This window comes from Aureivirga marina (assembly GCF_015767265.1).
In the GTDB taxonomy this organism is placed as follows: Bacteria; Bacteroidota; Bacteroidia; order Flavobacteriales; family Flavobacteriaceae; genus Aureivirga; species Aureivirga marina.
On sequence record NZ_JADPIB010000008.1, the window covers coordinates 40,043 to 59,118 of the forward strand.

General features: G+C 27.8%; 18 protein-coding genes. 12 read left to right on the forward strand and 6 right to left on the reverse strand.

Going from position 1 to position 19,076, the window contains the following annotated elements; translation table 11 throughout:
- The first annotated feature begins 97 nt into the window (after positions 1-97).
- Together I1A51_RS15120 and I1A51_RS15125 are read left to right on the forward strand one after the other, a co-directional pair.
- Positions 98-2,881 carry a PD-(D/E)XK nuclease family protein gene (locus I1A51_RS15120; RefSeq protein WP_196895385.1) on the forward strand — a complete coding sequence of 928 codons (2,784 nt, stop codon included), beginning with the start codon at positions 98-100 and terminating at the stop codon, positions 2,879-2,881.
- A 34-nt stretch (positions 2,882-2,915) separates the two neighbouring features.
- Positions 2,916-3,758, forward strand: a complete 843-nt coding sequence (locus I1A51_RS15125; protein ID WP_196895387.1) for an alpha/beta hydrolase family protein — start codon at positions 2,916-2,918, stop codon at positions 3,756-3,758.
- A gap of 53 nt (positions 3,759-3,811) precedes the next feature.
- On the opposite strand, the gene trxA is transcribed toward I1A51_RS15125, so the two are convergent.
- Positions 3,812-4,165, reverse strand: a complete 354-nt coding sequence (trxA, locus tag I1A51_RS15130) for a thioredoxin (protein WP_196895389.1) — start codon at positions 4,163-4,165, stop codon at positions 3,812-3,814.
- Between the two features lie 471 nt (positions 4,166-4,636).
- Here trxA and I1A51_RS15135 point away from each other — a divergent pair, with 471 nt between their 5' ends.
- The 8 genes from I1A51_RS15135 to I1A51_RS15170 all read left to right on the forward strand — a co-directional run bounded on the left by I1A51_RS15135 (position 4,637) and on the right by I1A51_RS15170 (position 12,399).
- Entirely contained in the window at positions 4,637-5,398 is a 762-nt protein-coding gene (locus I1A51_RS15135) for a type IV pili methyl-accepting chemotaxis transducer N-terminal domain-containing protein (protein WP_196895391.1), read from the forward strand.
- Positions 5,399-5,572: 174 nt separating this feature from the next.
- A complete protein-coding gene (locus tag I1A51_RS15140; RefSeq protein WP_196895393.1) occupies positions 5,573-6,640 on the forward strand; it encodes a hypothetical protein in 1,068 nt (355 codons plus the stop codon).
- Positions 6,641-7,675 carry a dTDP-glucose 4,6-dehydratase gene (gene rfbB, locus I1A51_RS15145; protein WP_196895395.1) on the forward strand — a complete coding sequence of 345 codons (1,035 nt, stop codon included), beginning with the start codon at positions 6,641-6,643 and terminating at the stop codon, positions 7,673-7,675.
- 2 nt (positions 7,676-7,677) lie between these two features.
- A complete protein-coding gene (rfbA, locus tag I1A51_RS15150; protein ID WP_196895397.1) occupies positions 7,678-8,538 on the forward strand; it encodes a glucose-1-phosphate thymidylyltransferase RfbA in 861 nt (286 codons plus the stop codon).
- The gene (rfbC, locus tag I1A51_RS15155) at positions 8,538-9,086 is read left to right on the forward strand and encodes a dTDP-4-dehydrorhamnose 3,5-epimerase (RefSeq protein WP_196895399.1); all 549 of its coding nucleotides are present in this window, start codon (positions 8,538-8,540) and stop codon (positions 9,084-9,086) included. The genes rfbA and rfbC overlap by 1 nt, the downstream gene beginning before the upstream one ends.
- Positions 9,083-9,946: a dTDP-4-dehydrorhamnose reductase gene (gene rfbD / locus I1A51_RS15160; RefSeq protein WP_196895401.1), complete on the forward strand. Its 864-nt coding sequence runs from the start codon at positions 9,083-9,085 to the stop codon at positions 9,944-9,946. The genes rfbC and rfbD overlap by 4 nt, the downstream gene beginning before the upstream one ends.
- A 50-nt stretch (positions 9,947-9,996) precedes the next feature.
- Positions 9,997-11,067, forward strand: coding sequence for an acyltransferase family protein (locus I1A51_RS15165; protein ID WP_196895403.1), 1,071 nt, complete (start codon positions 9,997-9,999; stop codon positions 11,065-11,067).
- A 6-nt stretch (positions 11,068-11,073) separates the two neighbouring features.
- Positions 11,074-12,399: an O-antigen ligase family protein gene (locus I1A51_RS15170; protein WP_196895405.1), complete on the forward strand. Its 1,326-nt coding sequence runs from the start codon at positions 11,074-11,076 to the stop codon at positions 12,397-12,399.
- Positions 12,400-12,441: 42 nt separating this feature from the next.
- Here I1A51_RS15170 and I1A51_RS15175 read toward each other — a convergent pair whose 3' ends face one another.
- Genes I1A51_RS15175 through I1A51_RS15185 form a run of 3 tightly spaced genes read right to left on the reverse strand, consistent with a single transcriptional unit; the run spans position 12,442 to position 16,026 of the window.
- A complete protein-coding gene (locus I1A51_RS15175; protein ID WP_196895407.1) occupies positions 12,442-14,241 on the reverse strand; it encodes a GNAT family N-acyltransferase in 1,800 nt (599 codons plus the stop codon).
- A gap of 44 nt (positions 14,242-14,285) precedes the next feature.
- Positions 14,286-15,530 (reverse strand): aspartate kinase, encoded by a 1,245-nt coding sequence (locus I1A51_RS15180; RefSeq protein WP_196895409.1) that lies wholly within the window; start codon positions 15,528-15,530, stop codon positions 14,286-14,288.
- A 34-nt stretch (positions 15,531-15,564) separates the two neighbouring features.
- Positions 15,565-16,026 (reverse strand): GNAT family N-acetyltransferase, encoded by a 462-nt coding sequence (locus I1A51_RS15185; RefSeq protein ID WP_394369312.1) that lies wholly within the window; start codon positions 16,024-16,026, stop codon positions 15,565-15,567.
- 72 nt (positions 16,027-16,098) lie between these two features.
- Between I1A51_RS15185 and fbp the strand changes: the two genes are divergently transcribed.
- Both fbp and I1A51_RS15195 read left to right on the forward strand, forming a co-directional pair.
- The gene (fbp, locus tag I1A51_RS15190; RefSeq protein ID WP_196895413.1) at positions 16,099-17,127 is read left to right on the forward strand and encodes a class 1 fructose-bisphosphatase; all 1,029 of its coding nucleotides are present in this window, start codon (positions 16,099-16,101) and stop codon (positions 17,125-17,127) included.
- Between the two features lie 186 nt (positions 17,128-17,313).
- The gene (locus I1A51_RS15195; protein WP_196895415.1) at positions 17,314-17,649 is read left to right on the forward strand and encodes a single-stranded DNA-binding protein; all 336 of its coding nucleotides are present in this window, start codon (positions 17,314-17,316) and stop codon (positions 17,647-17,649) included.
- 57 nt (positions 17,650-17,706) lie between these two features.
- On the opposite strand, the gene I1A51_RS15200 is transcribed toward I1A51_RS15195, so the two are convergent.
- Positions 17,707-18,696, reverse strand: coding sequence for a lysylphosphatidylglycerol synthase transmembrane domain-containing protein (locus I1A51_RS15200; protein WP_196895417.1), 990 nt, complete (start codon positions 18,694-18,696; stop codon positions 17,707-17,709).
- A 1-nt stretch (position 18,697) separates the two neighbouring features.
- Positions 18,698-19,048: an aspartate 1-decarboxylase gene (gene panD / locus I1A51_RS15205; protein WP_196895419.1), complete on the reverse strand. Its 351-nt coding sequence runs from the start codon at positions 19,046-19,048 to the stop codon at positions 18,698-18,700.
- Positions 19,049-19,076 lie beyond the last annotated feature (28 nt).

Below are 19,076 nucleotides of genomic sequence, written 5' to 3' on the forward strand. Positions count from 1 at the left end.
ATTTTTTTTTGAGATTTATTAAATTAAAGTCTATTATTCTATTTTAGTATTTGGTTTCAAAAGCTTATAATTAATCTTATTTTTAACATAAAAACGAATGCAAACATTTCTTTCAGAGGTAGTTTCTAAAATTTTAGAAGAAAAGCATCCCATTTCAGAATATACATTTATTCTGCCAAGTCAAAGAGCCTGTGTTTTTTTGAGAGATGAAATTCATAAACAAGTTTCAGAAGTTACTTTTTTACCAAAAATGACAAGTATTGAACATTTCATTCAAGATGTTGCTGAATTGAATCAAATGGACAATATTCAGTTGCTTTTTGAATTTTATGCAGTTTACAAACAACATACACCTTTGGAAAAAATTGAATTGTTTGATGAGTTTTCAAAATGGGCAACCATGGCAATTCATGATTATAATGAGATTGATCGTTATTTGATTCCTTCAAAACCTTTTTTTACAAATCTTCAAGATATTAATCGAATAAATAATTGGGATGTTGAGAAAGGAGAAATTACAGAATTAATCAGCAAACATTTAAGTTTTATTCATGATTTAGGAAATTATTACGAAGCTTTAAAAATTCATTTATTAGAAAAAAAATCGGCTTATCAAGGGTTAATTTATCGAGAATCAGCAGCGAAAATTACTTCTTATTTAGAAAAAACAAAATTGGAAAAAATAGTTTTAGTTGGTTTTAATGCTTTGAATAATGCAGAAGAAATTATGTTTAAAACTATTCTACAAAATCCGAAAAACAAAGTTTTTTGGGATGCTGATGAAATGTATTTTGATTCGAATAGTGAAGCTGGAATGTTCTTAAGAAAACATAAAAAATGGGATTATTTCAAGAAAAATCCGTTTCAATGGATTAATAAAAACTTAAAACAAAAAAAAGAAATTCATTATATCGCTGCGCCGAAAAACGTAAGTCAAATGAAATATGTTGGAGAAATTTTAGAAAAATTACCTTCACATGAAAATACAGCTTTAGTTTTGGCAGAGGAAGCGATGTTGTCTTTGGCTTTAAATTCACTTCCAGAAAGTGTTGATAAAATCAATATTACGATGGGATATCCATTGAAAGATATTCCGTTGACAAGTTTATTTGATTTAATTTTTAAACTTCATTTAAATCAAGAAAAATTCCATAAAAAAGCAGAAAGCACTTTTTATTATAAAGATGTAATTGCATTATTAAGCCATCCTTATTTAAAAAAAATTACCAAAACAGAACATCATAATCTTTCTATTTTTTTAATTAATCAAATACGTTTAAAGAATTATATTTTTCTTTCAAAAACGAATTTATTAGAAGAAATTGAAAATAGAAATCCAGAGAAATTTGATTTTACAGAAGAAGATATTTCGCAGTTTTCAGTAATTGCGCAACTTTTTGAAAATGTATATTCAACTAAAGAAATTATTGATAAATGTTTGTTGATTATTTTAAAATTAAAAGAATTAACAGAAGGTTTGGAAAGAGAATATGTATATCGATTTTTTAAAGTTTTCCAACAGTTAGAAAATTTGAATAAACAATTTAATCACATTACAAATATTCGAACTTTACAGTCATTTTATTATCAATTAACAGCAAATGAAAAACTTTCTTTTCAAGGAGAACCTTTACAAGGATTGCAGTTGATGGGAGTTTTAGAAACTCGTGTTTTGGATTTTGATACTATTATTATGACTTCTGTAAATGAAGGAATTTTACCAACAGGAAAGTCGGAAAATTCTTTTATTCCTCATGATGTAAAATTGTATTATGATTTGCCAACGTATTATGAAAAAGATGCAATTTTCTCTTATCACTTTTATCGTTTGATTCAGCGAGCTTCAAAAATTTATATGTTGTATAATACAGAGCCTGATTTTTATGGAGCAGGAGAAAAAAGTCGATTTTTAACTCAATTAGAACTTTATAAAAAAGGAATTGAATATAAAATCTTAAATCCAACAGTTCAATCTACAAAAACAGAAAACGTAGAAATTCAGAAAACCGAAGAAGTTATTCAAAAGCTTCAAGAATTTGTGAAAAAAGGAATTTCTCCTTCTGCTTTGGCAACGTATATTCGAAATCCAATTGATTTTTACGAAAAAAGAGTTTTGGAAATCAAAGAGTTAGAAGAAGTTGAAGAAACTGTAGAAGCAAACACGATGGGAACGATTGTTCATGATGCATTATATGAACTTTATTTAGACTTTGAAGGAACAAATAAATACATTTCTCTTGAAGATAATGCAAAAATGATTACAAAAATTCCTATATTAGTAAAGAAGTACTTTAAAAAACATTATAAAAATGGAAATATAACATCAGGTAAGAATAAATTAATTTTTGAAGTTTCTCAAAATTACATCAAACGTTTTCTGAATTTGGAAAAGAAGGAAATCCAAGAAGGGAAGCAAATTAAAATCATTAAATTAGAGGAAGAATTCAAAATAAAACTTGATGTAGATTCATTAAAATTTCCTATTTACTTGAAAGGAATTGTCGACAGAATAGACGAAGTCGATGGAGTTGAAAGAGTTATTGATTATAAAACTGGAAAGGTAACAACTTCAGAATTGAAAGTAATAGATTTTGAGAAAATAGGAACAGCCCCCAAGTTTACAAAAGCTCTGCAAGTATTGATTTATACCTATATTTATAAAAACCAATCCACGGACAATTTAAAGGATGTTGTTTGTGGAATTATTTCTTTTAAAAATTTAAAAGAGAAGTTAATGCAGGTAAATTTCACAAATCAAAGATTTAAAAAAGATCATGAAATTACAGCAGAAAGATTAGAGAAATTAGAAGTTGAATTAAAGAATATAATTAAAGATATTTTTGACAAAAATACCCCTTTTATTAAAAAAGAAGAAGCATAGCTTACGTTGAATTTATTTCTAAAAAAGACTGAATATGCGAATAGAGAAGAACATTATTATACCAGGTAAACATGGTAAACCTATTCTAGCAGATGTTTTTTACAATCCGAATAGTGAACCAAAACCAATCGTGATTTTTTGTCATGGATACAAAGGATATAAAGATTGGGGCGCATGGAATTTGGCAGCCGAAGCATTTGCGAATGCGAATATCTTTTTCATTAAATTTAATTTTTCTCATAATGGAGGAACGATTGATGATCCGATAGATTTTCCAGATTTAGAAGCATTTGGGAATAATAATATTGAGAAAGAATTAGATGATTTAGAAACAATTATCGATTGGATTTTTGAAAGCCCTTATTATAAAGATGAAATTAATTTACGATATATCACAGTTGTTGGACATTCAAGAGGTGGAGGAATTGTTGCTTTAAAAGCAAATGAAGACAAGAGAATTGCAAAAATTGCGACATGGGCTGGAATTTGTGATTTTAGTACTAGATTTCCGATTGGAGAAGAATTAGCACAATGGCAAGAAAGTGGTGTAACATATGTAAAAAATTCGAGAACAAATCAAGAAATGCCGCATTATTATAGTTTTTATGAAAATTTTGAAGAGAATAAAATTCGATTTAATATTCAGAGAGCTATTAAGAAAATTCGAATTCCGCAATTAATTATTCATGGAGCAAATGATGAAACAGTTTCTATTAAGGAAGCGAATAAATTGCATAAATGGAATCCAATGAGTGAGTTATTTATTGTGGAAAATGCGAATCATACATTTAACACAAAACATCCATGGAAAGCACCAACAATGTCAGATGAATTGCAAGAAGTTGTAGAAAAAACAATAGGATTTGTAATCCAATAAAAAAGAGGTTATTTCCATGTAATAACCTCTTTCGGATTCTTGGGGAGAATTATTTATACCTCAAAAACTTCACGAATAATCTTCTGAAGTTGCATTTTCGGCAAGGCTCCTTGAGCCATTTGTACTTGCCCTTCGACAGGACAAAAAACGAGAGTAGGAATACTTCTAACAGCAAAAGCAGCTGCAAGTTCTCTTTCTATCTCCGTGTTTACTTTATAAATGATTACTTTATCTTTATATTCTTCACTTAGTTGCTCTAATACAGGAGCTAACATCTTACAAGGATTACACCAATCTGCATAAAAGTCAATGATACATGGTAAATCTCCTTTGTAATTCCAATCTTGGCTTTCTTCGTAATTAAAAACTTTCTCTAAAAAAAGCTCTTTATTTAATTCAATTGTCATTTGATATTTGTTTTTATATATAAAGTCTTTAAAAAAGAACAAAACTTACATTTCTATAAAATTTTATATATATTTCATAATCAAATATTTACAATAAAAAACAGTTTTTTAGTTAACATTCAATTACTTTATTTTATCAAATATAAATAATATAAAATGTAAAATACAATAATACCTTTAAATATTTAATTATTTTATTTTTAATTTATTTCACAATATATATTTTTTTTACTTACGAATGACTTTTTTTGTTAAATATAAATAATTAGATTTGAAAAAAATATAAAATTTATTTAATAAAATTACACATTACATATATTTTGCGCAATACAATAATAATTATGTTATTATTTAACACTGTTTTAGACATTTTTAATGTAATAATAACAATTTATTATTAGTATGATATATATCATAAATTAAAATTCATAGCATAAATATCTTTGTGTAAAGATAAACCACCATAATAAAATGAAAAAAGTTTTACTATTCTTCGTAACAGTATTTGTAGCTTCAATTGGATATTCACAAGTTTCTAATGGAGAAGCAGTAAATATTGCAGGAAAACAAAGAATGATTTCTCAAAGAATGCTTAAGTGCTACATGATGATTGGTGCTGATATTAAGACAGATCAAGCAAGAAAAGAGCTAGATGAATCTGTTGCTGCATTCGAGGAGGGTTTCTTATCATTAAGTGATTACGCTCCAAATGATCGTATTTCAAAATCTTTAGATAAGGTTCGTGAATTATGGGAGCCATTTAGATTGCATATTGTATCAACTCCTAATCATAAAGATGCTTCTGTTCTATTAGGGCAAGCAGATAAATTATTAGCTGCAAGTCAGCAAGTTGTTGAAGAAATTGAAACGTACCTAAGATTAAAATCTGCTAAATTAGTAGATAAAGCAGGACGTCAAAGAATGTTATCACAAAAAATAGCAATGTATTATATTGCTCATTACTGGAAAGTTCCGAATAATGATTTATATACGAACTTAGTGAAAGCAACTAAAGAATATGAGCAAGCACTGATTATTTTAAATGAATCAGAATTAAATACAGAAGAAATTGATTTAAACTTAAAGAAAATCAATTCACAATGGGCTTTCTCTAAGAAAACATTTGATCCAAGATCGGATAGATTAATGCCATCTGTTGTAATCGTAACAACGAATGCGATGTTAAAAAACATGGATAATATCACTGGATTATATGCTGCATTGGTAGAGTAGATTTAACTAACCAAATTGAACTTTAAGAGTCATCTGAGATAATATTTCAGATGACTTTTTGTTTTATAATTTGAATAATTCTATATAAGACAAATGAGCAAAAAATCATTTAAATTATATTGTATATTTGTCAGAATAGGATTTTTTATCCATAATTAACAAAAAGAGAATATAATGAGTTCAAATCAAAATCCTGAAGAAGAGATTGAATTATCAAAATTACTAGGTGTAATTGGAAAAGGTATAAACAACTTTTTTAGAAAAATCGGCCTTTTATTTAAGAGTATTTTTCATTATTTAATTGTTATAATTATATTTTTAAAAAAATATTCATTGTTTTTAATTTTATCTTTAATAATTGGAGGAACAATTGGTTATTTTACTCAGAAGTATAAAGGAATATCCTATTATTATGACATGGAAATTATTCCTAATTATAAAAGTGAAAACTATATTTCTTCTCAAATTGATTATTTACAAATACTTTTTAAAACAAAGAGTTACCCTGAATTATCTTCTATTTTAAATATCTCTGAAGAAGATTTAAAAAACATTAAATCTATTAATTTAATTCCTCTAAATTATATAAAAGATAAAGCTTTAGCTTATGAGGAATTTATTAAGAAAAATGATACATTAGTTTCTAGTATTGTTACTTTTGAAAAGTTTAATTCTAAGAATTTTGCAAAATTCAATACTACTAGATTTAAGGTTGAAATTGTTGTTGCAAATCCAACTTTAAAGAAAATTCAACAACCTTTAATAGATTTTATTACTAATGATCCAAATCTTGTCTTAGCACATGATTTAAAAATTAAAAATCTTAATCTAGAAGAAAAAACAATAAAACAGGGACTAAAAGATATTGATTCTTTAAGAAAAACAAATAGAATTGTAGCTTTGAAATCTGCTGAAAATGTAACTTCTTTAGGTTCAGCAATTGATATTAATAATTCAAATGATTTAAGAGAAACAGAAACTGAAATTAGAAATCTTACGGAAGATAAAAACCTATTTGAAACTTCAGAAAAGCTAATTTTCAGATTAAATCAAATTGCAGAAGAAAAAATAAGATTTAATAATATAGTAAATGTAGTTTCTCATTTAAACTACAAAGGTGTTTATAACAAAACCCTTACAACAAACCCTATTAAACTTTATGGGTTTGGAGCTTTCTTAGTAACTTTAATTACAATTTTACTTATCAAATTCAATATTTACTTAAAAAATTATAAAAAATAAATGACTCAAAAACATATCTTAGTTACAGGAGGAGCAGGATTTATCGGTGCGAATTTTGTAAAATATTTTATTGAAGAAAATGAAAATGTAACTGTTATAAATTTAGATAAACTTACTTATGCAGGTAGTTTAGAAAATTTAAAAGATGTGCATTCTGAACGTCATATTTTTGTAGAAGGTGATATTTGTGACCGTCAACTTGTAGAGAATTTATTTGTGAAATATGACATTAGAGGTGTAATTCATTTTGCCGCAGAATCACATGTTGATAATTCAATTACAGGTCCTGAGGCTTTTATGCAAACTAATGTTATTGGAACTTTTACTTTAATTGATGTTGCTAGAAATTATTGGATGGATGCTCCTAATTCTTATAAATCTGGATATGATACTTGTAGATTTCACCATGTTTCAACAGATGAAGTTTATGGAACATTAGGTGAAACAGGTCTATTTGAAGAAACAACTCCTTATGCTCCAAATAGTCCATATAGTGCTTCAAAAGCATCGAGTGATTTTGTTGTTAGAAGTTATTTTCATACATATGGAATGGATGTTGTCACAACAAACTGTTCAAACAATTATGGTCCAAAACAACATGATGAAAAATTAATTCCAACTATTTTAAGAAAAGCACTTCAAGGGGAGCAAATTCCAATTTATGGTGATGGATTAAATATTCGTGATTGGTTATATGTTTTAGATCATTGCAAAGGAATTGCTTTAGCATACGAAACAGGAAAATCTGGAGAAACATATAATATTGGAGGACGAAATGAAAAAACAAATCTTTATATCGTAAACTCTATTTGTTCTTATTTAGATGAAAAATATACTAGAAAAGACAATTCTTCGTATAAAGAGTTAATCACTTTTGTAAAAGATAGACCAGGACATGATTTTAGATATGCTATTGATGCTTCTAAAATTGAAGATGAATTAGGATGGAAAGCAGATGAAAACTTCGAATCTGGTATCGTAAAAACAATTGAATGGTATATAGAAAAATATAAAGATACAGGAATACTACAATAAATATGAAAGGAATTATTTTAGCAGGAGGTTCAGGAACAAGGTTACATCCGCTAACTTTAGCTGTAAGCAAACAATTAATGCCAGTTTATGATAAACCGATGATTTATTATCCATTATCAACTCTAATGTGGGCTGGAATTAATGAAATTTTAATTATTTCTACTCCACATGATTTACCACTTTTTAAATCGCTTTTAGGAGATGGAAAAAAATACGGATGTAGATTTGAATATGCTGTTCAAGAACATCCAAACGGATTAGCAGAAGCTTTCATAATTGGTGAAGAATTTATCGGAGATGATAAAGTAGCATTAATTCTTGGAGATAATATTTTCTACGGAACTGGATTGGCTTCTTTATTACAAGAAAATAATAATCCTGATGGTGGAATTATATACGCATATCATGTTCATGATCCTGAACGTTATGGTGTTGTAGAATTTAATGATGAAGGAAAAGCAATTTCTCTAGAAGAAAAACCTGAAATTCCAAAATCAAACTATGCTGTTCCTGGAATTTATTTTTATGATAATGAAGTAGTATCTATCGCTAAAAATATTAAACCAAGTAATCGCGGAGAATTAGAAATTACAGATGTAAATAAAGTTTATTTAGAAAAAAACAAACTTCAAGTTAGCATCTTAGATAGAGGAACTGCTTGGCTTGACACTGGAACTTTTAATTCTTTAATGCAAGCATCACAATTTGTACAAGTTATTGAAGAAAGACAAGGCTTAAAAGTGGGAGCAATTGAAGAAGCTGCTTTTAAAATGGGATTCATCAATGAAGAACAATTTAAAGAATTAGCAACTACTTTGGTAAAAAGTGGTTATGGTAAAAATTTATTAGAACTTATAAAATAATGAAAGTTCAAGAAACAAAATTAGAAGGTTGTTTTGTATTAGAACCAACAGTTTTTGAAGATAAAAGAGGTTATTTTTTTGAAAGTTTTAATTCTCAAAAATTCAATGATGCAATTGGTCAAAAAGTAAATTTTGTTCAAGACAATCAATCCTTTTCAACAAAAGGAGTTTTAAGGGGTTTACATTATCAAGTAGGCGAATTTGCACAAGCAAAACTAGTAAGAGTTTTAGAAGGAGCTGTTTTAGATGTCGCTGTAGATATTCGAAAAAACTCTCCAACTTTTGGACAGCATGTAGCTGTAGAACTTACTGCCGAGAATAAAAAACAACTTTTTATTCCAAGAGGTTTTGCACATGGTTTTGTTGTTTTAAGTAAAACTGCAACATTCTTCTATAAATGTGATAATTTCTACAACAAAGAATCTGAAGGAGGAATTATTTACAATGATTCAACTATAGAAATTGACTGGAAATTGGAAGAATCTGAGTTAATTATTTCTGATAAAGATATCGTTTTACCAAACATTGAAAATGCAAGATTAGCATGAAAATATTAGTTACCGGAGCAAATGGACAACTAGGTAATTGCTTAAGAGAGTTAGTGAACTCTTTTAAGCAATTTACTTTTTCTTTCAAATCGTCAAAAGAATTAAACATCACAGATAATCAAAATTTATTCGATGATTTTTCAGAAAATAATTACGATTATTGTATTAATTGTGCTGCTTATACAGCTGTAGATTTAGCAGAAAATGAAGTTGAAAAAGCAAAGGATGTAAATACATTAGGAAGCAAAAATATTGCAGAAATTTGTAAGAAATTTGATACAAAATTAATTCATATTTCAACTGATTTTGTATTTGATGGAAATCAAAATACACCATATTCAGAAGAGGATACAACAAATCCAATAAATGTTTATGGAAAAACAAAATTACACGGAGAAAACGAAATCATCGCTTCTTGGGAAAAACATTTTATCCTTAGAACTTCTTGGTTATATTCTGAATATGGAAATAATTTTATAAAATCAATGCTTCGTTTGGGAAAAGAAAGAGAACAACTTGGAATTATTTATGATCAAGTAGGAACTCCAACTTATGCTAAAGATTTGGCTAAATTTATTCTTTTCTTAATAGAAAAAAATGCTACTAATTTCGGAATTTTTCATTTTAGCAATTTAGGAGTTGCTAGCTGGTATGACTTTGCAAAATCTATTTTTGAATATCAAAAAATAGATGTAAAAGTAAATGCAATCCGAACAGAAGCTTATCCAACTCCAGCTGATAGACCAAAATTTAGTGTGATGGATAAAAATAAAATTATCCAAACTTTCGAATATGAAATTCCATACTGGAGAGAAAGTTTAAAAGAATGTTTACTACAATTAGAAACTAAAAGCGAATAAATTCTAATAAATCATTTTATCGAATGAACCCTAAAGAGAAAACTTTTAAAATGAAAAAAATACCAAATTTAGATGCTTTGCGTTTTTTTTTGGCTTCCATTGTGGTTTTGCAACACCTTCCAGTTCTTTGCAAAAACCAAAATCTTCCCTATTTTAATGATTCACCAATTTTTAATAGAGGTGTAGATTCTGTATATATTTTCTTTGTATTAAGTGGTTTTTTAATCATTAAATCTATTTATGAAGAAAAATCAAAGGGAGATTTTTCTATTAAAAACTTTTATGTTCGAAGGGTTTTAAGAATTTTCCCTGTATATTATTTGGTAATGATTTTTGGACTATTCTTTTACAATTATCTCTTACCAGCTCTAGGAATTCCATTTGAAGTAAATTATTCTATTCCAACTGCTTTGGCAATGCTTATTTTCTTTATGCCAAATGTATTTAATGTCATGTTTGATCCTGGAGGAATTTTAAAAGTTCTTTGGTCTTTAGGTATTGAAGAGCAATTTTATCTCATCGTGGCTCCTTTGATGTATTTTCTTACAAAAAAGCATATCCTAAGAACATTGATTATTTTAGCTTCTATCTATTTTATCATATTTCATCTTCCTTTTACACAATTTCTAAGAGATTATGAATTTATGTATTTCTTCTTATTTTTTGGTGGAATTATAGCAATTTTAGAGGAAAAAAAGAAAATGGAATTATTCAAAAAAAGTAAAATTTTTGCCTATGTAATCATTCTCTTAACATTATTATACTTCTTTACAAACATCTTTTATTTTGAAAATGTTTTATTTAAAAACCTATTTACGAGTAGTGTATTCTCTTTCTTTGTTTTTGTTCTAGGTTATGGTAATATAGGATTTGTTGTAAAAAACAAGGCTTTAAATTATTTAGGAAAAATTTCATATGGAATTTATATGTATCATGTTATTTTTCTGAATTTTGTAGTTTTCTTATTTTTGAAACTTAAAGAAAAAATCACTTTAGGTGACTTAACTACAATTATTTTAATCAATATTTTAACTTTTGGATTCACAATTCTAGCATCACATATCTCTTTTAAATATTATGAATCATTCTTTTTAAAACTAAAGAATAAGTTTAGAAAATAATTAGAAATGAAAAACGCATTAAGCAAATTAGGATTATTTTTTATCTTTTTTGATAACATGTATTTACCGATTAATTTAGGGTTTGACTTTAAATTAATCTATATCTTCATGATTATTTTTATTGCCTATGCAATGTCAATTGTTGGAACGATTAAAATTAGAAAAGAAGACATTCAAATTATTACATTATTACTATTAATTCTTGGTATTAATCTAATAACTAATTTAGCAAACATTGCCTTTTTCATTAAACAATCTATAGGAATTTCTGTATCATTTATTTATTCTTTTTTATTAATTTCTGTTTATAAATTTGATTTTAAAAAGATAATTAAAGATTATATTTTAATAGTAATTCTTGCAACAATTATTGGTTTAAGTCAATTCTTTTTTTCAAACATAAATAAAAATCATTGGGGAGATTTATCCTTCTTAGGTTTTGATCAGGGAAATAGAGAGTTTTTAAAACCTCCATATAGAATACACGCTTGGTTTATGGAACCTTCTTTCTTTGTCTATGCAATCACTCCAATTTTATTTATTGCTATGGCAAGGCTATTTAATATTACAAAAATAATTTCAAAATTTTTGGCTATATTAATCATAATCGCTGTAATTTTATCTAAATCGGCAATTGGTTTTTTGGGAATTTTCGCCGTATTAGGATTAATTATTTTAGCAAAATATTCTTTTGTTAAAAATCCAGCTGTATTATTTGGAGCTTCTATTTTTATTCTTCTAATTTCTATTGTTATCTATCAAATCCCTAAAGTGAAAGAACGTATTGATGATTCTTTAAGTTTGGTAATTTCTGATAGAGTTACATCAAAACAAATTGATAATTTAAATTTAAGTTCATACGCTTTATATAGCAATTACAAAGTTACAGTTGAAGCTTTTAAAGAAAATCCGATTTTAGGATCTGGACTTGGAAGTTATGAAAAACAATATGATAAATATATCAATAATGTGATGCCTCCAAATACTTTTACGGAAAATAAAATTACCTTAAACAGAGGAGAAGCTAATAGTTTTTTCCAACGATTTTTATCCGAAACAGGATTGGTAGGAATAGCATTTTATCTTTGGTTTATTTTTCATTATAAAATAAAATATCCTAAAAACTTTTTAGAAAATAAAGATCTAGTTCTTCTTTGGTGTTTTAATAATGGATTATTCGTTTTATTTATCTTAAGATTACTTAGAAACGGACATTATCTACATCTAGGAATTGAATTTATGTGGATTATGTATTATCTAACTTATTTAAAATTCAAAAAAGAACAAAAAATAGCAATCGAAAATAAAGAGAATCAAACTCTGTTAGAATAAAACTAAAAACGCCATCATTAATATTTGATGGCGTTTTTAGTTTTATTCTTGTTCTGATTTATTTTCCAATTCTTTTAAAAATTCTTCCATAATTGGTTTCATCGTACTTTCAGGAATATCTGCAATTTTCATAAAAATTAATCCGTCAATTGCATTGTTAAATTTCGGATCTACATTAAACGCAACCAATCTGGCATTTTGTTTTATATATTTTTTAATCAAAACAGGCATTCTAAGATTCCCAGGTTCGATTTCATCAATAATCTTATCAAATTTGTTTAAATCCGCCTTTGTAACGTCGAAAATAAAATCTTTGTCTGTATCTTTTAACTTTACTTTATATTCTTTCTTAGGACGAATATATTGCGCTAAATAAGGATCGTAATAATGAGATTTCATAAATTCAATCATCAATGATTTAGAAAAATCTGAAAATTGATTACTAATACTTACTCCACCAGTTAAATATTTTAATTCTGGATGTCTAACTGTAACATGAACAATTCCTTTCCAAAGTAAAAATAATGGCATTGGTTTTAATTGATATTCTCCAACTACAAATGCTCTTCCAAGTTCAATACTTTCTTCAAAAAGCTTGTGTAATTCAGGATCAAATCGGAAAAGTGAATTGATATAAAATCCTTCTATTCCATATTTTTTATAAATATCCGAACCTAATCCCATTCGATAAGCACCAACAATTTTGTTATTGATACTATCCCACAAAAATAAATGTCGATAATAATGATCGTATTTATCTAAATCAATTTCTTCATTTGTTCCTTCTCCAACTTCCCTAAAAGTAATTTCTCTTAATCTTCCAATTTCATGAAGAATATTCGGAATATCTTTAGCTTCTGCAAAAAAGATTTCAAACTCTTTACTTTTCATCGTTCGAGCACCCTTTTTACGAAGTTTATCTACTTCCTTTATTAAAGCATTATCTCCTTTTCCTTTAACAATTTCCTTTGGTGTTTTTTGTAATTTTAAACTATTAGGAATTATTAATTTTGAAGAATCTTCTACATAAGGATTCGAAAGCATGTAAGTTTTTCTACGAAGAAAATCACTTAAATCATTTAAATCTTTATATTCATCTAAGTTTTTCACTGGAATCGGATTTCCAATTCGAACTTTAATCGTTTTATCTTTTTGTTTTAAAAGCTCTGAAGGTAATTTTGCCGTTCTTAAAGTTCCATTAATTTTAGATAAAAGATAGAACAAACGACTATTTTTTGCATGAAAATAAATCGGAATTACAGGAACTTTTGCTTTTTGAATTAAACGTACAGCTCCGGCTTCCCAAGGTTTGTCAACCAATAAATTTTCATCTTTTTGTGTAGAAACTTCTCCTGCTGGAAAAATTCCCATTGGTTTTCCTTCTTTGATATGCATTAATGCATTTTTAATTCCAGCTACACTTGACTTTGCATCTTTATGATTTTCAAATGGATTTACTGGCATTACATAAGATTTCATCGGTTCAATTCTATGCAATAAAAAATTTGCTATCACCTTGAAATCGGGTCTAATTTCTGAAAGTATTTTTAATAGAATAATTCCATCAATCCCACCTAAAGGATGATTTGAAACCGTGATAAAAGGACCATCTTTTGGGATTCTCCTTAAATCTTCTTCTGGAATTTCAAAATCAATCTCTAAATCTTCTAATATTGCGGTAAAAAACTCTAAGTCATTTAGATGTTTATTTTTATTATAAATCTTATTAATAGTAGAAATTCGAAGAACTTCCATTAATGACCACCCTATAAAATTTCCAAAAATTCCAAATTTGTCTAGGTTAATGGCTTTTGCCATTTCTTTAGGTGTTATTAAACTCATTTATACTTTTTAAATATTCTATTTTTTACAATCCAATATACAAACTATTTGGTTATAATCTGTAATGTCTTCTTACTCATTTGCTTTAATAAAACTGTATTTTCTTTTTCAATTGCTTCAATAGAATCTTGGGTGAAATGTCTTATCGTATATAAATTTACATTTTCATTATATGTAACATTATATTTTAGTTGCAAATCTTTCAACAATTCTTGAAAATTTTCAAAAGCGTCCTCAATACATACTGTAAAACTTAAAGCGGAATTCTGAATCAAATTTACTTTAATTTTATGTGAGTGTAATAAGTGAAAAACTTCCCCAATAGATTCTTCTACCATAAATGAAAAATCTGTCTTTGAAATCGAAACTAAATACTGTTTTTTCTTTAAGATGAAACAAGGTATTTTCGGCACAATATCTGTGCCTTTTCGAACAATTGTTCCTTTTTTTTCTAAATCAATGAATGAGCGAACATGTAGTGGAATTAATTTATTTTCCAATGGCTTTAATGTTTTCGGATGTATTACCGAAGCACCATAAAAAGCCATCTCAATCGCTTCTTTATAAGAGATTGATTCTAACAAATTCGTCTTCTCAAAATATTGTGGATTTGCATTTAAAACTCCTTCGACATCTTTCCAAATTGTCACGCTTTCTGCTTCCAAACAATATGCAAAAATGGCAGCCGTATAATCCGAGCCCTCTCTTCCTAGTGATGTTGTAATATTATTTTTAGTTCCTGCAATAAAACCTTGAGCGATGTTTAGTTTTGTTGTGTCAACTTGTTGAATATTGTTTTTTGTTTGTTCAAAATCAACTTTTGCATCTCTGTAAAAAGCATCTGTTTTAATCAGATTTCTTACATCAATCCAATTGTTATCAATTCCAATTTCATTTAGGTAATAACTAACAATCTTCGTTGAAAGTAATTCTCCAAAACAAATAATTTGATCATAAATAAAATCATAATCCTTATTTGTATTTGTTCCCATAAAAGTACTCAAAGTACCAAACAAACAATCGACTTCAAAGATAATATCTTTTTTATCCGAAAATAAGTCTTCAATAATTTCCGAATGATATTGATATACAAAATCTATCGCCTCTCTTAAAGAAGGTTTTTGATGATAATAACTATCAATAATATTTTCGAAAGCATTTGTCATTTTTCCCATGGCAGAAATTACTAATAGTGTATTTTCATACCCTTCATGTTGTAAAATTTTTCCAACATTACGAACAGATTCAGCGTTTTTTACTGAAGCGCCTCCAAATTTAAAAACCTTCATGTTTTAGAAACTTTATCTAATTATATAAATTCTATTAATAATTCTCCAATGCTTTTGCATCCATTTGAACCGTTTTCCAATCATCAAAAACAGTTGCACCACTTTTTTCGTAAAAATCAATTGCATTTTGATTCCAATCTAAAACAACCCATTCTACACGTTTTACTCCTTCACTTTTTGCATATTGAAGAACTTTGTTGTAAAGTAATTTTCCAACACCCAATTTTCTTTTCTCTTCACGAACTATCAAATCTTCCAAATGAATTGTCTTACCTTTCCAAGTAGAATATCGAGGATAAAAAAGTGCCATTCCAATTATTTCTTTCCCTTCTAAAGCAACAAAGGTTTTAAATAATGGTGTTTCAGAGAAACCATCTCTTACTAAATCTTCTGTATTAATTATAACCGCTTCTGGTTCTTTTTCGAAAACTGCCAATTCTCTAATTAGCTCTAATACAGCAGGCATGTCTTCTTTTTGTCCTTCTCGAATGATAATTTGCATCTAAAATTATTTTTTTCGCAAATTTAAGCGATATTTGTACACAACACACAATATGAACCGTATATAATGAAGAAAAAGCATATTACCCTAGGAGAGTTTATCATTGAGAATCAAAAACACTTTAAATATACAACGGGTGAACTTTCGAGATTGATCAACTCTATTAGACTAGCTGCAAAAGTAGTAAATCATGAAGTAAATAAAGCTGGATTGGTAGATATTTTAGGAGCAGCAGGAGAAGTAAACGTACAAGGAGAAGCGCAACAAAAATTAGATGTTTATGCAAATGAAGTTTTCATGCAGACATTAAAAAACCGTGAAATTGTATGTGGTATTGCTAGTGAAGAAGAAGATGATTTTGTAGTAATTCAAGGAAAAGAAAATACAAATGAAAACAAATATATTGTATTAATTGACCCTTTGGATGGTTCTTCAAATATTGATGTAAATGTTTCTGTAGGAACTATTTTTTCTGTGTATAGAAGAGTTACACCAATTGGAACTCCTGTAACAAAAGAAGATTTCTTACAAAAAGGAAATGAACAAGTAGCCGCAGGTTATGTAGTTTATGGAACATCTACAATGTTAGTTTACACGACAGGTCATGGAGTTAATGGATTTACATTAAATCCTGCAATCGGAACTTTCTATCTTTCTCATCCAAACATGCAATTCCCAGAAACAGGAACGATTTATTCTATCAATGAAGGATATTATAAACATTTTGGACAAGGAGTGAAGGAATATTTAAAATATTGCCACTTAGATAATCCAGCGGAAAGAACACCATATTCTGCTAGATATATCGGATCTTTAGTTTCAGATTTTCATAGAAATATGATTAAAGGTGGAATTTATATTTATCCAACAAGTACAAAAGCTCCAAAAGGAAAACTTCGTTTACTTTACGAATGTAATCCAATTGCATTCTTAGCAGAACAAGCAGGAGGAAAGGCAACAGATGGTTACCGAAGAATTATGGATATCCAACCAACAGAACTACACCAAAGAGTTCCTATTTTTTGTGGGAGTAAAAAAATGGTGGAAAAAGCGGAAGAATTTATGGCACAATATCCAGAAGAAGCAAATTATTAAAATTTTATATAATAGATGTTTTAAAAAGGGATGTTCAATTTTGAGCATTCCTTTTTTGTTTTCTTGAATTTAAAAAAACATTTACAACCGTTTAAATTCAAATGTAATCGGTTTTAAATACTTAATAACCGAATAATCTTTCCTTTACAACTTTACTTTGCATCAAAACCAATAAAATTTTGAGTTATGAATAGTTTAAGAAATAAAGTACAATTAATAGGACATTTAGGAATGCAACCAGAAATTAAAGTGTTAGATTCTGGAAAAAAACTAGCAAAATTCTCCATTGCTACAAAAGAGGTTTATAAAAATCAAAAAGGAGAAAAAGTAGAAGACACACAATGGCATAATATCATTATGTGGGAAAAAAATGCAGAATTAGCAGAAAAATATTTGACTAAAGGAAAAGAAATTGCTTTGGAAGGGAAATTGACTAGCAGAAGCTACGAAGACAAAAACGGAGACAAAAAATATATCACAGAAATTGTTGCATCTGAATTTGTAATGCTAGGAAAAAAGTAAAAGAAAAAAGCACATTACTTCCCCAGTAATGTGCTTTTCATATTTAAATATATTTTTTTAAGCTTCAGAAACTTGTACTTCTTTATTTCGATTATAAATAGGTAAGAAAATAAAAGCTAAAGCTCCTAAAATAAGAATCATCACTGTTTGAGCCGTCCACATAATCCATCCGAAAGCAACTCCTGAAACTTCAGCAATTCCGTATAAAGCAAATGCCTTACTAACACCATAAGGATAAGTTCCAATTCCTCCATTAGTTATTGCAATACTAATTGCTCCGGCAACAAATCCTACGATAATTGTTCCTAAAGATAGATCAGATGTTTCTGGGATTGCAAAAGTTACAACATAAAACATTGCAACATACATCACCCAAATAAACACTGTATGAAAGATAAAAGCCCATTTTTTCTCCATTGAAAAAATACTTTTTACACCTTCTATTAAACCAGAAACAAAACCACGAATTTTTACAATTACCTTATTACTAGATTTTTTCAAGAATTTAAATCCAAAATAAGCAAATGCAATTATTGCTATAATAATACCTCCAAGTTGAATAGGATTTTTTGGAGCAGCTTTAGAAATTAAATTGAAAAAATAGTCATATTGTAATGCAAATGCGATAAAAATAATTAATAAAAGCATTAAAACATCTGCAACTCTTTCAGCTACAATTGTTCCAAATCCTTTTTCAAAAGGAACTCCTTCATATTTAGTTAAAGTTGTTGCTCTACCAATTTCACCAGACCTTGGAATTGCTAAATTTAGCAAATAAGTTACTGCAACTGCCATAAAACTATTCAAGAATTTTGGGCGATAACCAAGTGGATCTAAAAGAAATTGCCAACGATAAGCACGAGAAAGGTGGCTTAAAGCTCCAAAAACGATGGAAAGTAAAACCCACCAATAATTTGCATGTCGAAAACTATCTTTTACCTTTTCTAGTTCCGTCTCGTTTAGTCCAGAAAAAACATACCAGACCAAAAAAACTCCCAATAAAATTGGGAGTGATAATGTGATTATTTTTTTAAGTTTTGTGTTCAAATTATGTTAATGTATTATCGTTTTCATTCGGGAAAATTAATGTAGGCTTAAAGTTTTTAGCCTCTTCAAAATCCATTATTCCGTATGAAATAATGATAATAATATCTCCTTTTGCAACTTTTCTAGCCGCAGGTCCATTCAGTGTAATTTCTCCACTTTTTCTTGGTCCTGGGATTGCATAAGTTTCTAAACGTTCTCCATTATTGATATTTACGATCTGAACTTTTTCCCCTTCAATGATGTTTGAAGCGTCCATTAAGTCTTGATCAATTGTAATGCTACCGATATACTGTAAATCGGCACCTGTTACTTTTACTCTATGAATTTTCGATTTTACTACTTCTATTTGCATGGCGCAAAAATAATTATTTTGTTTGAAA